Source organism: Polyangiaceae bacterium, assembly GCA_020633205.1.
Classification (GTDB): domain Bacteria; phylum Myxococcota_A; class Polyangia; order Polyangiales; family Polyangiaceae; genus JAHBVY01.
Genome location: JACKEB010000022.1, coordinates 116,173 through 132,419, shown reverse-complemented (window position 1 = coordinate 132,419; position 16,247 = coordinate 116,173). Strand labels below are relative to the sequence as shown.

Annotated in this window: 17 protein-coding genes and 1 tRNA gene; 8 read left to right on the top strand and 10 right to left on the bottom strand. The window is 65.1% G+C overall.

Annotated features, from left to right (window positions below; translation table 11 throughout):
- Positions 1-71: 71 nt before the first annotated feature.
- Positions 72-635 carry a gamma-glutamylcyclotransferase gene (locus H6718_34195; GenBank protein ID MCB9590511.1) on the bottom strand — a complete coding sequence of 188 codons (564 nt, stop codon included), beginning with the start codon at positions 633-635 and terminating at the stop codon, positions 72-74.
- Positions 636-1,008: 373 nt separating this feature from the next.
- On the opposite strand from H6718_34195, the gene H6718_34190 reads away from it, so the two are divergent.
- The 3 genes from H6718_34190 to H6718_34180 all read left to right on the top strand — a co-directional run bounded on the left by H6718_34190 (position 1,009) and on the right by H6718_34180 (position 3,014).
- Entirely contained in the window at positions 1,009-1,929 is a 921-nt protein-coding gene (locus H6718_34190) for a serine acetyltransferase (protein MCB9590510.1), read from the top strand.
- Between the two features lie 32 nt (positions 1,930-1,961).
- On the top strand, positions 1,962-2,207 hold the full coding sequence (locus H6718_34185) for a hypothetical protein (protein ID MCB9590509.1): 246 nt from the start codon (positions 1,962-1,964) through the stop codon (positions 2,205-2,207).
- A 147-nt stretch (positions 2,208-2,354) separates the two neighbouring features.
- Positions 2,355-3,014 carry a hypothetical protein gene (locus tag H6718_34180; GenBank protein ID MCB9590508.1) on the top strand — a complete coding sequence of 220 codons (660 nt, stop codon included), beginning with the start codon at positions 2,355-2,357 and terminating at the stop codon, positions 3,012-3,014.
- 29 nt (positions 3,015-3,043) lie between these two features.
- Here H6718_34180 and H6718_34175 read toward each other — a convergent pair whose 3' ends face one another.
- The gene (locus tag H6718_34175) at positions 3,044-4,564 is read right to left on the bottom strand and encodes an AarF/ABC1/UbiB kinase family protein (GenBank protein ID MCB9590507.1); all 1,521 of its coding nucleotides are present in this window, start codon (positions 4,562-4,564) and stop codon (positions 3,044-3,046) included.
- Positions 4,565-5,350: 786 nt separating this feature from the next.
- Between H6718_34175 and H6718_34170 the strand changes: the two genes are divergently transcribed.
- Both H6718_34170 and H6718_34165 read left to right on the top strand, forming a co-directional pair.
- Positions 5,351-6,625 (top strand): hypothetical protein, encoded by a 1,275-nt coding sequence (locus H6718_34170; protein ID MCB9590506.1) that lies wholly within the window; start codon positions 5,351-5,353, stop codon positions 6,623-6,625.
- A gap of 86 nt (positions 6,626-6,711) precedes the next feature.
- Positions 6,712-8,508, top strand: coding sequence for a hypothetical protein (locus H6718_34165; GenBank protein MCB9590505.1), 1,797 nt, complete (start codon positions 6,712-6,714; stop codon positions 8,506-8,508).
- Between the two features lie 16 nt (positions 8,509-8,524).
- Here H6718_34165 and H6718_34160 read toward each other — a convergent pair whose 3' ends face one another.
- From H6718_34160 to H6718_34140, 5 genes are all read right to left on the bottom strand, one after another.
- Complete coding sequence (locus tag H6718_34160) at positions 8,525-8,974, bottom strand: DUF1905 domain-containing protein (GenBank protein MCB9590504.1); 450 nt, start codon at positions 8,972-8,974, stop codon at positions 8,525-8,527.
- Positions 8,967-9,785, bottom strand: coding sequence for an alpha/beta hydrolase (locus tag H6718_34155; protein MCB9590503.1), 819 nt, complete (start codon positions 9,783-9,785; stop codon positions 8,967-8,969). Before H6718_34155 ends, H6718_34160 begins: the two co-directional genes overlap by 8 nt.
- Positions 9,782-10,255 (bottom strand): SRPBCC domain-containing protein, encoded by a 474-nt coding sequence (locus H6718_34150; GenBank protein ID MCB9590502.1) that lies wholly within the window; start codon positions 10,253-10,255, stop codon positions 9,782-9,784. Before H6718_34150 ends, H6718_34155 begins: the two co-directional genes overlap by 4 nt.
- Positions 10,245-10,595, bottom strand: coding sequence for a winged helix-turn-helix transcriptional regulator (locus tag H6718_34145; protein MCB9590501.1), 351 nt, complete (start codon positions 10,593-10,595; stop codon positions 10,245-10,247). The genes H6718_34150 and H6718_34145 overlap by 11 nt, the downstream gene beginning before the upstream one ends.
- 427 nt (positions 10,596-11,022) lie before the next feature.
- A tRNA-Gly gene (locus H6718_34140) sits at positions 11,023-11,095 on the bottom strand.
- 137 nt (positions 11,096-11,232) lie between these two features.
- Here H6718_34140 and H6718_34135 point away from each other — a divergent pair.
- Both H6718_34135 and H6718_34130 read left to right on the top strand, forming a co-directional pair.
- Positions 11,233-11,616 (top strand): hypothetical protein, encoded by a 384-nt coding sequence (locus H6718_34135; protein ID MCB9590500.1) that lies wholly within the window; start codon positions 11,233-11,235, stop codon positions 11,614-11,616.
- A gap of 73 nt (positions 11,617-11,689) precedes the next feature.
- Positions 11,690-11,965 (top strand): hypothetical protein, encoded by a 276-nt coding sequence (locus H6718_34130; GenBank protein ID MCB9590499.1) that lies wholly within the window; start codon positions 11,690-11,692, stop codon positions 11,963-11,965.
- Positions 11,966-11,972: 7 nt separating this feature from the next.
- On the opposite strand, the gene H6718_34125 is transcribed toward H6718_34130, so the two are convergent.
- Entirely contained in the window at positions 11,973-12,233 is a 261-nt protein-coding gene (locus tag H6718_34125) for a hypothetical protein (GenBank protein MCB9590498.1), read from the bottom strand.
- A gap of 684 nt (positions 12,234-12,917) precedes the next feature.
- Here H6718_34125 and H6718_34120 point away from each other — a divergent pair.
- A complete protein-coding gene (locus H6718_34120) occupies positions 12,918-13,592 on the top strand; it encodes a TetR/AcrR family transcriptional regulator (protein ID MCB9590497.1) in 675 nt (224 codons plus the stop codon).
- Here H6718_34120 and H6718_34115 read toward each other — a convergent pair.
- The gene (locus tag H6718_34115; GenBank protein MCB9590496.1) at positions 13,589-14,725 is read right to left on the bottom strand and encodes an iron-containing alcohol dehydrogenase; all 1,137 of its coding nucleotides are present in this window, start codon (positions 14,723-14,725) and stop codon (positions 13,589-13,591) included. The genes H6718_34120 and H6718_34115 overlap by 4 nt on opposite strands.
- 73 nt (positions 14,726-14,798) lie before the next feature.
- Entirely contained in the window at positions 14,799-16,220 is a 1,422-nt protein-coding gene (locus tag H6718_34110) for a glutamine synthetase (GenBank protein MCB9590495.1), read from the bottom strand.
- Positions 16,221-16,247 lie beyond the last annotated feature (27 nt).

Sequence of the window (16,247 nt, the reverse complement as noted above, 5' to 3'; positions counted from 1 at the left end):
GCCGTTGGACTGCTTCGCTCGCTTGCCGGTCGACTGCTTGCTCTGCCGCTTGCCGTTGGTCGTCGTCGTGCTCACTCGTGTGCTGCTTTCTTCGCTTCGGGCTCGCTGAGGCGACGGATGCGCGCCGCCAGCTCCTGAACGTGCTCGTCTGCGGCGCCGAGCTCGCCGAGAGCGCGCTCCAGCTCCAAGACGTAGTCGATGTTCGCGCCGCTCGGCCCGTGGCTCTTGATGATCTGTGCGGCGATTTGTTCGAGGGGCGCGGGACCGAGGTAGTTCGCGTTCGCGGGGGTCGCGATGTAGGTGAGCGCGCGCACGGAGCCGCGAGCGTCCCCCGGGACCTCAACGTCGAGCTCGAGCCGCTCATAGCCGCCTTGTTCCCGCACATCCAAGGCGTCCAAGATCGCCTGCGTGCTTTCCGCATGGAGACGGTAGGTCATGCCCCATACGGCGTCTTCCGCCGCGCCTGGCAACAACGTCACCACGCGGCCGGGCGCTCCAGGTACGCCGCGATGGTCCGTGGAGCCCTGCCAGAAGCGGCGGTTGTAACCGCGCACGTAGCCCGGCGTACGCTCGATGTGCTCGAACGCGGGCCGCCAGACCAGCGATCCATAGCCAAAGACCCACACGTCACTCATGCAGAACCGGGTCGCCAGGATACGCAGTAGGGCGTTGAACGCCACACCAAATAGCTGAACACTTGCCTAGTTCCTGCCACTCCGTTGTCAGTAGCCCCGGCTGTCCTCTCCCCCCCAAAATCCTCATGTGGCGCGCGTCCCAGCATCAGCTCTCCCATCGGGCTGCAGCTCGCAAACCGCCACCGCTGACCCAACAATCGCGTGACGCCACTGGCGCTCGCCCCTCGAGCGCCTTAAGTCGCGTGGCTGAATCACTGCAGCGTCGAGCGACAGCTCGCGCGCACGGACGACGAAAGTGTTAGACACCATCGAGGAAGAGGCTCCACGCCGGGGCCCGGGCTTTCGGCCCTTGAAGGACTCGTCGCCGCCAGTCATGTCCCGCCCCACGCGCACCGCTGAGCTCGAGCTAGCCATCGACGATGTGGTGGCGAGCTACGACGGTTCCGCGGAGATCAACAACCTCGAGAGTGCCCTGCTACCCAACCGGCGCGCCGTGATCGAAGCGTTTCGGCATCTGGTGCCGGCGATCTACATGGGTTTCTACAGCACGCGTTCGCTGAACCGCGACAACCTGCGGCACTCAGTCAGCGAATGCCTGTACCCCGCCTACGAGATCCTCGTCGAGCAGATCAACCGCGCGATCACCTACGAAGATCGCGTGGGCCGCCTGGAAGAGCCACGTGATGCGGGGTGGTCCGAGAACGTGGTGATCCGCCTGTTCAAGGAGCTACCGCGCCTGAGAAAGGTGCTGAACTCGGACATCCTGGCCGCGTATGACGGGGACCCAGCCGCGAAGAGCATCGAAGAGATCGTCTTCAGTTACCCCGCGGTAAGGGCCATCACGGCGCACCGCATCGCCCATGAGCTGTTCCTGGCGGGTGTGCCCATGCTGCCTCGTATCATCTGCGAGCATGCCCACGGGGAAACCGGCATCGACATCCACGCCGGTGCGCGCATCGGCGAGCGCTTCTTCATCGACCACGGCACGGGCGTCGTGATCGGCGAGACCAGCGATATCGGCAACAACGTCAAGATCTACCAGGGCGTGACCCTGGGCGCGCTCTCCACGCGTCGCAGCAAGCGGGGCAATGCGCCGCTCGCTCCCAAGCGCCACCCGACCATCGAAGACAACGTCACCATCTACTCCGGCGCGACCATCCTCGGCGGAGAAACGGTGATTGGTGAAGGCTCGGTGATCGGCGGCAATATGTGGATCACCCGCTCGGTCGAACCCAACACGCGCCTCTTCGGCCGCCCCCGCGAGGGCGCAGACTCCGACGAGCGCGACGGCTGATCGCTGGCCACTTTGCTACGCTGCAGGCTCCGATGCCTCGCGCCTGCTTGCTCGCCCTGTTCGTCACCCTGCTCGGCTGCGCCCTGACCGCGCCGAGGGACATCAAGGCCCATCGAAGGTGCTCGAGCGACCTGAAGCTGCCAGATGAACTCTGCAGGCGCACGACCGACAAGACGGATCCTGGGCAGCTTTGCGTCGTGGACTGCGTAGAGCAAAACCGCACAGTGGCGCCCGCCCGAGCGTGTATCGCGAGCTGCCCAGCGTTCGCTGCGCCATAGGCCAAAGCCAGCCCCTGAGTGTTTCCACGCCGGTTTGGGACCGAACCCGCACGCTACCGCACTCAGGAAACGCGGAACCGCAGGGAAACATATTTATTTTCCTCATGGGATTGATTGGCAAAGACAAGGATTGATAGCCTCCTTTCGATGAAACGCGCACTTCTCCTTGGCCTCTTGTTTCCACTCCTCGCCTGCAAACTCCTGAAACCTTCGCCAGAGAAGGTCTGCGCCAAGGCGGAGAAGGTCGGGGTGAAGGACACGGAGTGCGTCACCAAGCTCACGCAGCTAAAGACGGACAACCCGACAGCCTTTGAATGCTCGGCGAAATGCGTGAGCTCCGAGAAAGAAAAAGCTGCGCTGGAGGCTTGCATGACCGCCTGCGCTCCCGGCGAGACCGAGACCCCGTCCTCTGAAAAGGCGAAATCGGTTTTGCCAAGCGTGTGGCACGACACCAATGTCGACTCGCTCAGCTCAGCGACGCTCAAGTCGCGGCTCAAAGCCAAGTACAAGAAGGCGAAGTTCTCCGGCGAGACGACCAATCAAGCAGGCTGGACTATCAGCGTGCTGAACAAGGAGGGCGCACTCGTCGCAATCTACAAGGTGGTGCTCGCCGATATCAAGTCTCCGGAGGACGCGAGCCGTTGGCTCTCGGTTCTACGAAAGGAGAACTCCAACTCACTTCACGAGTATCGGTACGGCGACTCGAAGCTGCTCTACTGGGGCTGCTCGCAGATCGACAAGCGCAAGCGCACCACTCCATGCAATTCAGCACAAACCCTGGTGATGCAGTGGGCGCTGTTGCCTTGAATTCAACCGGGGAGCCGACCCCGCTTTGGCTACTTTTGCGACGCTTCAAGCGCCAACGTCGCGAGATGCGGCATCACCGCGCGGCCAAAGTCGATCTCTGGACGGTAGTGCAAGAAGAGCCCGCCTAGGGACGCGAACACGCGCCCAATCATCACGAACTCCGCTGGCATCGCGACCACCGGGTCATCACTCGCCGCGCTGAGCAACGCACGGCCCCGTGCTTGCAGCTCGGTCAAGTCAGGCCAATTCCCCCCGGAAAGTGCCTGACGCAGGTCGCCAAGCATGATGTCTGCGAACGCCAGCAAGGTGTCCGGTTTGCCGCTCTGGGTGCGGAAGCCGAGCTCTGCGAGCTGCTCTGCAACCTGACTCGAGTCGCCTTGCAGGGCAGCTCCGAAGATCTGGCCAAAACCGAGGCGCATCTTGCGTGTGAGCTGCCGCATACAACCAAAGTCGATGAGCACCAGTGTTCCGTCCTGTTGCACCAAGAAGTTCCCCGGGTGCGCGTCGGCTTGGAACTCCCCATGCACCAAGATCTGCTCGACATAGGTCGAGAGCAGGCGCTCTAGCACGCTCGACACGCGATCCTGGTCGCCGGCGTCGCGCGCTCTGTCGAGTGCTGCCAGGAGCGGCAGACCGTCCACCCATTCGCTCACCAGAACCTGCTCTGAGCAGAAGTCCGTGAAAACTTGGGGCACGCGTACTCCGCTCCGTCCGGAGAAGCGCTGCTCGCTGCGTTGCATCGCCGCCGCTTCCTCGCGGTAATCCAGCTCGGAGAGCACGGTGGCCTTGATCTCGGCCACGATGGTCTCGTGATCCATCGGAGGCAAGCTCGACGCCAGAGCCTCGGCAACCAGCTCGAGGAGCTCGAGGTCGAAACTCACACGCTCGGCGATGCCCGGACGCTGGAGCTTCAAGGCGACCGGGAGCTCGACGCCATCGCTCGAGATGCTTGCCCGGTGCACCTGGCCGATGCTCGCCGCGGCGACCGGCGGCCAGACGATGTCCTGGATCCGCGCGGATTGTTCCTCGGAGAGCGCCTGCGCGAGGAGCTCCCGCGCGGCGTCTTCGGGTGCGGGCGGCACTTGATCGCAAAGGGTTTCGAGTTCCTCGGTCCACACACGCGGCAATAGATCGCGGCGTGCGGCCAAAAGCTGCCCCACCTTGAGCAGCGCCCCGCCGTGCTCCAGGGAGGTGGCGACGAAGGCCTCTGCATGCTTCTGGTGCAGCTCCTCGAGCGACTGCTCGGCTCGCAGCTTGGACTGCCAAGCGGAGCGGATCCCATGCCAGCGATAGCCCGCCACGAGCGCCGCCAGGGTGCGACCCGTCTTCAGCGCGCGCTCTGACTCGGCGCTGATGCGTTGCTTCTCGTGGCGTGCCCTCTGCTTCGCGTCGCGGAAGCCCTGCTTGAGCGCCGTGCGGCGGCTCTCGGCGACTTCGACGGCTTCCCTCACCCCCCAAGCCAGCCGCTCGATGCCTCTGAGCCAACCGTCCACCGCCTTCACGGACCCCTTCAGCGAAACCCCATCCAGTGCCTCTGCGACGCGTGTCATGTCTCCTCCAACTCGGTGTATGCAACACGGCTAACGAGCCAACCTCAACTGCGTCAGTATTAATGTAACAGTCTACACTGTCAAGATACATCCTCCGGGTGCGGCAACCGAGCGATCTGATTGAGGAAAGGGCAACTTGGACCGTCGGAGTAGCCAAAGCGAACCGCCGGGGGCTCCTGGTGCTGGGAGGTCACCCGTAAGTTTCCGCGCGGTATCGCACTGCTACTCTCGTCGAGGACTCAGGGTGGCAGCGCCTAGTGGCCAATGGTTCCAGGCGTGAGGAGGCGGCGACGGGTCCTGCAGTGCCTCGAACCGACTCGCATGGGTTGAGCAGCTACTGCGTATGCACTAGGTTCCCGCGATGCGGCGCGCGATTGCCCTGGCTGTGTTTGGTCTATGTGGATGCTCACGCTTGATCGGGCTGGATGACTTCCACTACCTCGGGGATCCGGGAGCAGCCGGGGCGAGCGGGACAGCGGGAGACAGCGCCGGCGGTAGCGCAGGCAGCTTCGGCATGGGGGGTAGTTCCGGCATGGGGGGTAGTTCCGGCATGGGCGGCAGCTCGGGCACTGGCGGCAGCTCGGGCACTGGCGGCAGCTCGGGCCTGGCGGCAGCTCGGGCACTGGCGGCAGTTCCGGCACTGGCGGCAGTTCTGGAGCTTTCACTGGCGGAACCAGTGGCGGGGCGACTGGTGGCAGCGGCGGAAGCGGAGGCACGACGAACGTCGAGTGCGATACCACGGCTCATCCGGGGACTGAGACCTGCCTGGTCAACGAGGCCTACGGCGTGTTCGTCGCACCCACCGGTGACGACACCAGCGGTACTGGCTCTCGCGCGGCACCCTTCGCTACCCTCGCCAAGGCAGTCGACGTCGCAGCCGCCGCGGGGAAGCGGGTCTTCGCGTGTGCCGACGCGGGCACCTTCACCGAGTCGCTCGCGTTGACCGCGGAGCACGCGGGCGTGGACATGTATGGCGACTTCAAGTGCCAAACATGGACCCACGACCCGAACCTCCGCGCCGTCGTGGCCCCGGAGTCTCCCGGGTTTGCTCTGTGGATCGACCGGCTCCCCTCCCCGATGCGACTGGAGGGCTTTAGGTTCGAGGCGCAGGACGCCGTGGCGCCCGGTGAGAGCAGCATCGCTGGCTTCATCCTCTCAAGCGCGGACATCACCATTCACAACGTCCGCTTCGACGCCGGCGCGGGGGCAGACGGTGCGCCCGGCGACAATAGCGGTGATTTCAGCTTCCCGAGTCCCTCTGCGCTTGTTGGCAACGCCGGTTCCGCATCGGGTCCAGGCGCTCAAAAGGCCTATGCGCTCTGTCCGGGCGGGGGAACCACCGTCGGGGGACGTGGTGGGGATATCACGAGCGAGCTGAGTGGTGCGTCTGGCTCGCCCGCGCTCGGCGCAGGCGCCGGTGGTGACGCCAGTGATGGCAGCTGCTCCCCTGGCCTTGGTGGCGGCGAGACGGGTGCTTCGGGGGCAACAGGCGGCGCTGGCGCAGCGCCCAGCGACCCAACTCTCGTAGGTTATCTCAGCTCGACTGGCTGGACCGGGAAGCCAGGTTCACAGGGAGATCCGGGAGGAATCGGTCAGGGCGGCGGCGGCGGGCGAGGGTCGGCCACTGGAGGTGGCGGAAGCGGAGGCGCGGGAGGCTGCGGTGGCGCCGGCGGGGGTGGAGGACAAGCAGGCGGTGGCAGCATTGGACTGGTGGTGATCTTCACCCAGCTCCATGCATCGGGGGGCTACTACATCCACTCAACGAAGCCCGGTAATGGAGGCTCCGGCGCGCTGGGACAGCTGGGGATGGACGGCGGCGATGGGGGCCCCGGATATCAGACCGCTGGCTGCGGCGGTGGTCGCGGCGGCAAGGGCGGACGTGGTGGCCCTGGCGGCGGCGGCGCCGGCGGGGTGTCAGTCGCCCTGATGTATCACGGCCCGGCGCCTGAGCTCGGCGCCGGTGGTCTCGCACCGAGTCCCGGAGGCACCGGCGGCGCGGCAGTTGGTGGCGGGAACAAGGGAGTCAACGGCTTCGGACAAGCCCTCCATGAGATCCCGTAGGTTATTCTTCCCGGCGCTCGATCCCACCCTGCTCGCGACCGGGCGGTCTGCTTGAGGGGACCTACGTCATCCACTAGAGTCCGCCAGTGCGTCGACTCATCCCTCTCGCCCTGCTCGCGCTGTGCGGCTGCTCGAAGCTGATTGGCCTTGATGATTTCGAGTACGGCCCCCATGCCGTTGGCGGCAGCGCGGGCGGCGGCGGCAGTTCTGGTAGTGGCGGCAGTGCCGGCGACGGCGGGAGTGCTGCGAGCGCTGGGACTGGCGTTGGAGCAAACGGCGGTTCCCAGAACGGCGCCGCTGGTGGCGAATCAGGCAACGGCGGAATGCCAGGCATGGGCGGCACTCCGGGTACGGGCGGCACCGCCGGAATGGGAGGCGCAGGCGCGAGCGGTGGCCTCGGGGGAGGCGGCATTTCCGGCTCTGCGGGGGCCACGGTGGGAGGCGCCGCGGGGGCCACAGCGGGGACCGGCGGGACTGGTGCGACCGGCGGTGTCAGCGGGTCAAGCGGAACAACCGGCGCCGGCGGCGTCGCTGGCACGGGCGGTACGGGGTCAACCTGTGACACCACGAAAGACCCGCAGGACGAGCCGTGCTTGGTGGATGAGGCCTACGGGGTCTTCGTCAGTGGCGATGGCAACGACACCACCGGCGATGGCACTCGCGTAGCTCCGTACGGAACCATCAACAAGGCGCTGGACGAGGCCGCTGCCGCAGGAAAGCGCGTCTACGCTTGCAAGGACCACGGGAACTACACCACGCCGGTCCATTACCGAGCGGAGCACTCGGGCGTCAACGCGTATGGGTTGTTTCAGTGTGATACCTGGACGATCTCCGACGTCCAGCTGAAGTCGAATGTGACTCCCGCGGGGGTCGAGCCCGCGCTGACGATGCAAGGCCTCACGGGCACTACGCGCTTGAAAGGGTTCCGCTTCGTCACGCCGGACGCCACGCTCCCGGGGCAGAACAGCATTGCCGCAATCGTCGAAAGCTCCGATGGCATCGACATGGAGCATGTCTTCTTCGATTCCGGAAAAGGCGGAGCGGGTGGGAACGCGACGCTGACTCCGTTTATTTTTCCAGACGGCAATTCACTCAGAGGCAACGACGCGGACTCCAGCAGCCCTGGCACCTCCGCCACCTTCACGGGATGCCCTGGGGGCGGCACGACCGTCGGTGGTGGCGGAGGCGATATGAGCCCCAGTAGCGGAGACAGCGGGAGTCCGCTGCTCGGCGCTGGCGAGGGCGGCGACGTCGCCGAAGCCACGTGCAGCGCGGGCCTTGGCAGCGGTGCGCAGGGAGCGAACGGCGCTGACGGAGCCGCGGGTCCGGGAGCCGCGACGGTGGGTCGCCTCATAGGAAACCAGTGGGTGCCCGAGCCGGGCGGCGCGGGGGATCCCGGCGGAATCGCTCAAGGCGGCGGAGGCGGCCGCGGATCGGCAACCGGCGCTGGGGGAGGAGGCGCGGCCGGCGGCTGCGGTGGCGCTGGAGGTCGCGGTGGTCTAGGAGGCGGCGCGAGCATCGCGCTGCTCGCTCTGAACAGCACGATTCAGCTCAAGCACTACACCCTACAGGGACATGGCGGCGGCGATGGCGGCTCGGGCTCTCTGGGGCAAGCCGGGATGTTGGGCGGCATCGCCGGCGCGGGCTGGTTGGCTCCTGCAGGCTGCCCTGGCGGTGACGGCGGCAAGGGAGGCGGGGGCGGCCCTGGAGGCGGAGGTGCTGGAGGGGTCGCCATCGGCGTTGCCTGGCGCGGCAGCGAACCCGTCCGCAACCTCGGTTCCACTAGCCCGGGTTCCTCAGGCAAGGGAGGGGCCGCGGTTGGCAATGGCAACCCGGGCGTGCAGGGCTATGGCGCGATTTCGAAGGAGCTCCCCTCCGACTAGCCACGCCGCGCGTCGCCTACTTCTTACCCTCGGCCAGCATCGCGATCGCCTTCTCGATCCTTCGCTCGCGGGTCTCTGCTTGCTTCGCCCCTTCGATCGCCTCGACGTGGCGGCGCTGGTGACTGTAGGCCAACGTTTCAAAGCAACGCTTCGCGGCGGGAGCGGCCTTGAGTGCCTTGGCGAAGTCGGGCGGTACGCTGACTTCCCGAGGCGCTTCGTCGAGCTCTAGCTCGACCTTGATGCTGTCTCCGGCAGCGACGCCAGCCGCCTCTCGCACAGCCGCGCTTACAGGGATCAGACTCTTGCCGCCCATCGACCCGATCGAAGTGCGGTAGGTGTATCCGTTCAAGGTCACGCTGACTTTGGGTCGTTTCCCCGCGGCTAAAGCTGCAAGCACCTTCTCAGGCACCTCGATACCAGTCGTGTTCTTGCCTGTCGCGAGCAGCTTCGAGCTGAACTTAGCCATGCGCTCCTCCCAAAAATTCGTCACAGAGTACTGGGGCCAGCGCCTTCGCTGAGATGGTGTGAGTTTGCCCGGGTATCACCCCGAGGCTAGCCCCGCTCACCTTCGCGGCGACCGTCTCGCACGTGTGGCGCATCCAGTCTGGGCTCTTCCCGCCCACCAATACCTTTGAGCGCCCGGAGATTCTTGCGAGTAGCGCGAGCCACTCTTCGGGCAGAGCCTCGCCACGCTGCGTATCCCCCATCACACCGAAGTCGTAAGGCAACGTATGAGCGGCGGCGCGAAGCTTTGGCCAGATATTGGGGAACAGGCGCATCATGAAAACGCCGAAACCAGGAACGCCAACCACTCGAAGAAAGAGCTTCACCGCAGCGTCGCGGCGCCCAGCCTCCAAGTGCGCCGCGATCCGCTCACGAAAGTCCGCCGGTGTCGGCTGGTGCGTGCCGTCGAGGTAGAACGGCGGCTCGAAGACCACGACTTCGCTCTCGCACACGCCGGCCGCGGCGGCGCGGAGCACGAGGGCAGCGCCCGAAGAGGTGCCGAAGACTTTCGGCTGCCCACCAACAGCCCTGCAGATCGCCTTTAGATCTTCTACCTCCCGCTCGGGCGTATACGACTGGGTGTCCTCGCTCCCACCGCGACCGCGCCGGTCGTAGAACGTGACACGCATCCGCGGGGCAAGTCGCTCAGCGAGCTCGCGCGCAGGACCAAAGGTGCGACCGCAGAATGCACCATCCACCAGTACCAGTGCTGGGCCTTCGCCAACGGTTTCATATGCGAGGGACGTACCGTCGGCGGAGCGTGCTTGCTTCATGAATTCAGCTCCGTCGCCAAGCGTCCCAGCTGGTCTAGGCCGGACTCTACACCCGGGCGATACCCCATACCCGTGTGCTGTTTCATCATGGCAATTGAAGCGAACAAGGTGTGATGGGTGAGCGTGGTCGTGCCACCCACTTCATCGAAGCTGAGGGTCACAATCATCGTCTCCGCGCCTGGCAGCTCAAGACAGCTGGTGTAGGAAATCCTGCGATTTGGCTCGATCTGCAGGTACTCCCCTCCAAAGAACGGGGTCTTCGCTCCATCGGGACCGGTCATCGCGAAGCGAAAGCGCCCCCCTACACGGAAGTCCATTTCACACGTCGTCAGGGGGAACCCAGTCGGCCCGAACCACTCACGCATGTGCTCCGGTTTGGAGCAGGCCAAAAAAAGTATCCGCGCGGGAACGTCGAACACCCGGATGATCGTCAACTCCCGTGCGCTCTCGTCCTCAACATCACTCTCCACGATCCAGCTCCTCGCGCTGCAAGCGCTTTGCATAGGCATCTAGGCGATCGAACGATTGCTCCCAGAACGCCCGGTAGTCGCCAAGCCACGCCCACGCCTGCTCGAGGTGCGCCCCGCTGATCCGACAACGCCGGAACTGTGCGTCCCGCCGCCGCTCGACCAGACCCGCTTCGACCAGAACCTTGAGGTGCTTCGAGATGGTGGGCTGCGCGAGGTTAAATGGCGCCCCAAGCTCACTCACGGTCGCTTCACCCACCGTCAATCTCGCCAAAATCGCCCGGCGCGTGGGGTCAGCCAACGCCGCAAACGTGCGATTCAACGCCTGCTCATGCCCAAACATTGCCCCCTAGCTATATTGCCTATCAGCAATATACACAAGCCCCAACAGCACGCGAATCCCCTCAAGAAAAAGGCGACCCGAACAAACGCGAAAAGGGCGAGACGCGCCGAACCCGCAGTCCCGAAGGCCAAAACCCAACAGCCAAACGCGACGCGAAGCCGAAGGCGAGCCAAAGCCCGAGCGGGCCTGCGGGGGCCCGCTCGAGAGAAAATGCGACCCGAACAAACGCGAAAAGGGCGAGACGCGCTTAAGCACACCTCGCCCACAGTCCCCGAAGGCACAACCCAACAGCCAAACGCGACGCGAGCCGGCGGAGCCCGGCGAAGCCAAAGCCCGAGCGGGCCTGCGGGGGCCCGCTCGAGAAAAGGCGACCCGAACAAACGCGAAAAGGGCGAGACGCGCTTAAGCACACCTCGCCCATTCGGGGAGCGGGAAATGGGGCTCGAACCCACGACCCCGAGCTTGGGAAGCTCGTGCTCTACCAACTGAGCTATTCCCGCCTGTGAGAGGCGTTATAGCCGAGATTGGTGCAGTGGAAAGCGAATTCGCGCACGAGCGCTTCTTGCTTCAGCCCCAGCTGATATGGTCGCCCGACCGGCGGAAGATGAGGCGCGTCGCCGCGTATGAGGGAGTCGAGATGAAGAGCGGGATGGCGATCGGGGCGGTGTTGGTGTTGGCGTTGCTGGCGTGCAAGCAAGCTCCTCCTGCGAAGAAGGCGCCCGAGCTGAAGGTCAGCGCGCAAGACCTCCGGTCAGCGTACGAGGCCAACGAGGCGGCAGCGGATCAGAAGTACAAAGGCAAGGTCCTCGAGGTGTCCGGCGCCATCACCGCCATCGAGTCCGACTTCAGCGACGAACCAGTGATCCGGCTGTACACCGGCGACCTCATGGGGGCTTCGGCTCGGGGTCTGTCCAAAGCGGAAGCCGCGAAGCTCGCGAAGGACCAGCGGATCATCATCATCTGCACCGGCAACGGTGAGCTGGTTGGGGCACCTCAGCTGAAGGACTGCCGCCTTCCCTGAGCCCAACGCTTGACCTCGCGACGCAGACCGCCCTATGTGCGAGGGCTACGGCGTGACGCGCCGGTCGATACCCATGAAATACGCGCAAATTTCCTCGGCCTGTGAGTGCCAGGCCAAACTCTTCGCTGACCTCGACGAGAAGCGCTTCGTGCTGCGTGGCTGGGCAAAGGACATGCGGCGCAAGCAGGAGCAAAACGCTCCCGCGCACTCAATCCACGCGGATTCGCAGCAGTTCCAGGTCGCGTGGCTGTGCCCCTTCTGCAACCGCAACACGCTGCGTTCCTTCGACGCGACGGGGCTCGCTTGGCGTGAGGCTCCGGCTGCGGCGGCCGAAGCACAGACTGACTGATCAGTCCTCAGGCGGCCTGACGTAGGCCGTCTAGTAAGCGGCGAGTGACTGCCGCGCGGGGGTAGTCGTGGCTCCGCTCGCGAAGCCAGAGCGCTTGCGTGAAGGCGTGCTCGGCGCGATCGGCCTTTCCCGCACGGATACATTCGTGGGCGTACAGGGTCCACAGCGAGGCGTCGTCGCCCGCATCGAAGGCTGCGTCGCGGAGCGCGAGCATTGCCTTGCGTTGATCCCCGCGGCGACGCAAGCGACGTACGCGGGACAGCAGCACATCACGCTCCGTTTCCGGTCGTGAAAGCGTTGCTTGGGGTCTCCTATTGCGTCGTCGGCCTGCCATGGTGCGTCTCCGTTGCTTCGGGTTCTACGTGGTCTTGTTCTCCAAGGTCGGTTCTGTGGTCTCAGTCATCGCCCTGAATGGAAAAGTTTTGAGCCTTGCTTGCGGGAGGTCGGGGGGTCCCCGCTCTCGGCTGCTCAACGGCTGAGTTGCGAGACGCATGCCAATACGAACCAGCGCGTTAAGGGTTTCTTGGGCGCCTGAGCTGCACGGCTTTGCATGAGGTAGTCGCGGCACCTACCCTCACCCCCAAACCAAAATCGAACGTGATTCCATACGGGTACGCTCGCTTGATTGAGGCGCGCCTGCGACTGCAAGGCTGAGCGATGCGAATTGCACCGGTGCAAGGCGGTGCGCGGTGTCCAGTGTGGGGTGTTGCACCTGGTGTGACGCGTTACACCCCATGACGCTGGCGTCAGACGGCTGGCGGCGAGCGCAGACACCCCTAGGGGTGACAGCGAGGTAACGGCGGTCAGTAGGAGTCAGCAGCGAGCGCGTATTACCCCACGGTGCACGAAACCCTACGGAAGCGCCGATATCACGCGTATCAGGAGGAGACGCGGCTATCTGCTCCTAGCCGGCCGGTTGCGGAGTCACCAACCGAACAGTATCCGATCACTCGTGAACCAACCCGATTCCGTCCCCGACTCGAACCCCTCACCCGAGTCAACCCCTCAGAGCAATGCCCACTCCGTCCAACCGGGCTCACATCGTCGCCGTCGCCTCGGCGCTCGACGTGAGGCAGCCAAGGCGGAGACCCGAGAAGCCCTGATCAGCGCCGCGATGGCAGCGTTCGCTGAAGAAGGCCTCGACAACCCGAGCCTCGACGCGATTTGTGCTCGCGCCGGCTACACCCGCGGCGCGTTCTATGTCCACTTCAAGGACCGGGACGAGCTCATTCAGGCCGTGAGCGAACGCTTCCTAGGCAAGTTGCTGGAAGGCGTGCGGCACTACGACGAGTCCTCTGCGGCGATGTTCAATCTCGTTGGCCGCCTGATGGACGCGGCGGCCTCTCAAGAGAACGTGCCACTGCACCAGTTCCTCCACGCCGCTGGGCGTTCCGAGGTGCTGCAGGAGCGCTATCTGTCCGCGCTACGCACCGCGTCCGAGCACATCACCGACGCGGCCCAGCTCAGCCAAGCCCGCGCCTCCATGCGCGGAGACATCGACGCCGGTCAGCTCGCTTGGCTCCTCCTGGCGCTAACAACTGGCGTTCAAGCGCTGCGCGAAGTGGGTGCTCCAATCGAGCCCCGACGCCTGGGCGATGCGCTCGCCTACCTCCTTCAGCGAAGCTAGAAAGCGGCCTCGTACAGGCTGAGCAAATCAGCCTGTGTGCACTCCCGCGGGTTGCTGCGATGGCAGGCGTCCATGTACGCCAGCTCGGCGAGCCGCGGGAGCTGCTCCCGCTTCACCCCCACGCTCGATAGCGACGGCGAGAGCCCCAGCTCCTGACGCAGTGACAGGAGCGCCTTGGTCGCCGCGCCCACCTCTGGCTCACCACCGAGGAGCAGCGCAACGTGGAGCAACCGATCGAGGCTCGTCTGCTCGTTGAACTTGGCAACCGCAGGCAAACAGATGGCGTTGGCGAGCCCGTGGTGCAGCCCGCACTCGCTCGAGAGTGGATGAGCCAGCGAGTGACAAGCTCCAAGGCCCTTCTGGAACGCGACGGCGCCCATCATCGCCGCTTGCAGCATCCCGCCGCGCGCCTCGAGATCGCTGCCCTCAACCACCGCGCGCCGCAGGTACTTCTGCACCAAGTCGATTCCCGCGACCGCAATTGCGTCAGCCATGGGGTGAACCCCCTTGGATAGATACGCCTCCACGCAGTGAGTCAGCGCATCGAAGCCCGTCGCCGCGGTGATCTTCGCCGGCAATCCAACGCTGAGCTCCGGATCCAGGATCGCGACCCGTGGGAGCAGCTGAGGGGCGAAGATCACGGTCTTGCGCCCCGTTGACTCCAGCGTGACCACCCCCGAGCGACCGACTTCACTGCCGGTGCCCGCGGTGGTTGGCAGCGCGAGCACCGCTGGCACGTCCTTGGGGATGAACTGCCCACCGTCGATCGCGTCATCCAGCTCCTCGAAGGGGCGCGAGGTCGTCACCCGAACGGCGATCAGCTTCGCGCTGTCGATGGGTGAACCGCCACCGATCGCGACCAGCCCCTGAGCCTTCGCCTCTTGATAGGCCATCGCTCCCGCACGGATATTTGCTTCCGTGGGGTTACCTTCGACGCCGGTGAACGCAGCGTGACGCACGCCTGCCTCGTCGAGCGCGGCTCGCACCGGGTCCAGCAACCCAGCGGCTTCTACCCCCGCGTCGGCGACGATCAACACCGAATCCAAGCCAAGCGCCTTGGCCTCCGTGCCAACCACCGCCGTCTCGCCAGCGCCAAAGATGATGCGGGTTGGGAAACTCCAAATGTGCGCCATAGTCTTGCTCGTCTCCGTGATGTCACCGCGCAGGGCGGCTCACTGCTTCAACTAAGGGCTCCCCTTAGCACACTCAGATGATCTCGAAGTAGCGCCTCAGCTCCCAGTCGCTGACCGCCTGCTCGTACGCGCGGCATTCCCAGTCCCGGGTCCTCACGTAGTGGTCTACGAACTCCTCGCCGAGGAGCCTGCGCGCGAGCTTGCTCTTGCCGAGCAGCGCTGTCGCCTCCCGCAACGTCGTCGGTAGCCGCTCGCCGTCCACTCCTGGATCTCCGACTGACTCGGCCTGAAGTTCGAGCCCTTGCTCGACGCCATACAACCCCGCCGCGATGGATGCTGCGATCGCGATGTATGGATTGATGTCCGCCGCGGTCTGCCGATACTCGACGCGCTGAGCGTTCGACTCCCCTAGCCCGACGATGCGCAGCGCGCAGGTGCGGTTCTCGACGCCCCAGCTGGGGACGAGCGGCGCCCAGAGTCCCGGGACGTACCGCTTGTAGCTGTTGACCGTTGGGGAGTAGAGCGCCGTGAACTCACGCATCAGCTTCAGCTGACCCGCCATGTAGCTCTTCATCAGCTTCGACATGCCGCGCGAGGCGCGCGGATCGAAGAACACATTCTTGCCGTTCTGCATCAGGCTCTGGTGCAGGTGCCCGCTGCAGCCCGGCAGCTCGGCGTTCCACTTCGCCATGAAGGTGGCCACCAAGCCATGCCGCCGCACGACTTCCTTCAGCGCGGTCTTGAAGAGCGCAGCTTTGTCAGCCGCGCGGAGCGCCGAGTCGACCTGCAGCGCGGCCTCGTAGACGCCTGGCCCCGTTTCCGTGTGGAAACCATCAAGAGACAGACCGTAGTCACCAAGCTCTCGCAGCACACTAGCCATCAGCTCCGGGTCCTGTCCGGTGCGCAGCCAGCTGTAACCAAACATCCCTGGATCCGCAGGAGTCATGCCGCGGAAGCCCTTCTCTTGAAGGGTCTGGGGCGTCTCCTGGAAGAGGAAGAACTCGAACTCCACGCCCACGAGGGGCTCGAAGCCAAGTGACTCGGCCTTCCTGATGACCCGCCTGAGCAAGGAGCGCCCGCACCCTGGGTGGCCCTTGCCGTCGGCACCTCGGAAGTCTCCCAGCATCGCGACGACGCCTGGCTCCCAAGGGATGTCGCGCGCCGTCGTGGGGTCGAGCAATGTGAGCGCGTCGGGATACCCCGTGTGCCAACCGGTGACCGTCGCGTTGTCGTACAACGTGTCCGTCGCGTCCCAGCCGAACACCACATCGCAGAAGCCGAAGCCCTTCTTCAGCGCGCCGGTCAACTTCTGCAAGGAGACATATTTTCCCCGCAGAATCCCATCGATATCGAAGGCGCCAATCTTCGCGTGCTGGATGCCGCGCTCCTTCAGCGCTGTGACCAAGGCCTCAGCCTCTTCCGCGCTAAGGCGTGGATCGTGCTCCACCCGATTGGTCGTCCGCGTTGTGGCCTTGCTCTTGCTCGTCCTCGCCATGCTCCCTCCGGCTCCTTGCAGGTCGAG

Bases quoted from the DNA above. Each gene is read 5' to 3' on its own strand.
- H6718_34190 (MCB9590510.1), top strand. From the start codon at position 1,009: ATGTCCCGCCCCACGCGCACCGCTGAGCTCGAGCTAGCCATCGACGAT.
- H6718_34180 (MCB9590508.1), top strand. From the start codon at position 2,355: ATGAAACGCGCACTTCTCCTTGGCCTCTTGTTTCCACTCCTCGCCTGC.
- H6718_34175 (MCB9590507.1), bottom strand. From the start codon at position 4,564: ATGACACGCGTCGCAGAGGCACTGGATGGGGTTTCGCTGAAGGGGTCC.
- H6718_34160 (MCB9590504.1), bottom strand. From the start codon at position 8,974: ATGGCTAAGTTCAGCTCGAAGCTGCTCGCGACAGGCAAGAACACGACT.
- H6718_34195 (MCB9590511.1), bottom strand. From the start codon at position 635: ATGAGTGACGTGTGGGTCTTTGGCTATGGATCGCTGGTCTGGCGGCCC.
- H6718_34115 (MCB9590496.1), bottom strand. From the start codon at position 14,725: ATGGCGCACATTTGGAGTTTCCCAACCCGCATCATCTTTGGCGCTGGC.
- H6718_34155 (MCB9590503.1), bottom strand. From the start codon at position 9,785: ATGAAGCAAGCACGCTCCGCCGACGGTACGTCCCTCGCATATGAAACC.
- H6718_34145 (MCB9590501.1), bottom strand. From the start codon at position 10,595: ATGTTTGGGCATGAGCAGGCGTTGAATCGCACGTTTGCGGCGTTGGCT.
- H6718_34135 (MCB9590500.1), top strand. From the start codon at position 11,233: ATGAAGAGCGGGATGGCGATCGGGGCGGTGTTGGTGTTGGCGTTGCTG.
- H6718_34130 (MCB9590499.1), top strand. From the start codon at position 11,690: ATGAAATACGCGCAAATTTCCTCGGCCTGTGAGTGCCAGGCCAAACTC.
- H6718_34110 (MCB9590495.1), bottom strand. From the start codon at position 16,220: ATGGCGAGGACGAGCAAGAGCAAGGCCACAACGCGGACGACCAATCGG.
- H6718_34185 (MCB9590509.1), top strand. From the start codon at position 1,962: ATGCCTCGCGCCTGCTTGCTCGCCCTGTTCGTCACCCTGCTCGGCTGC.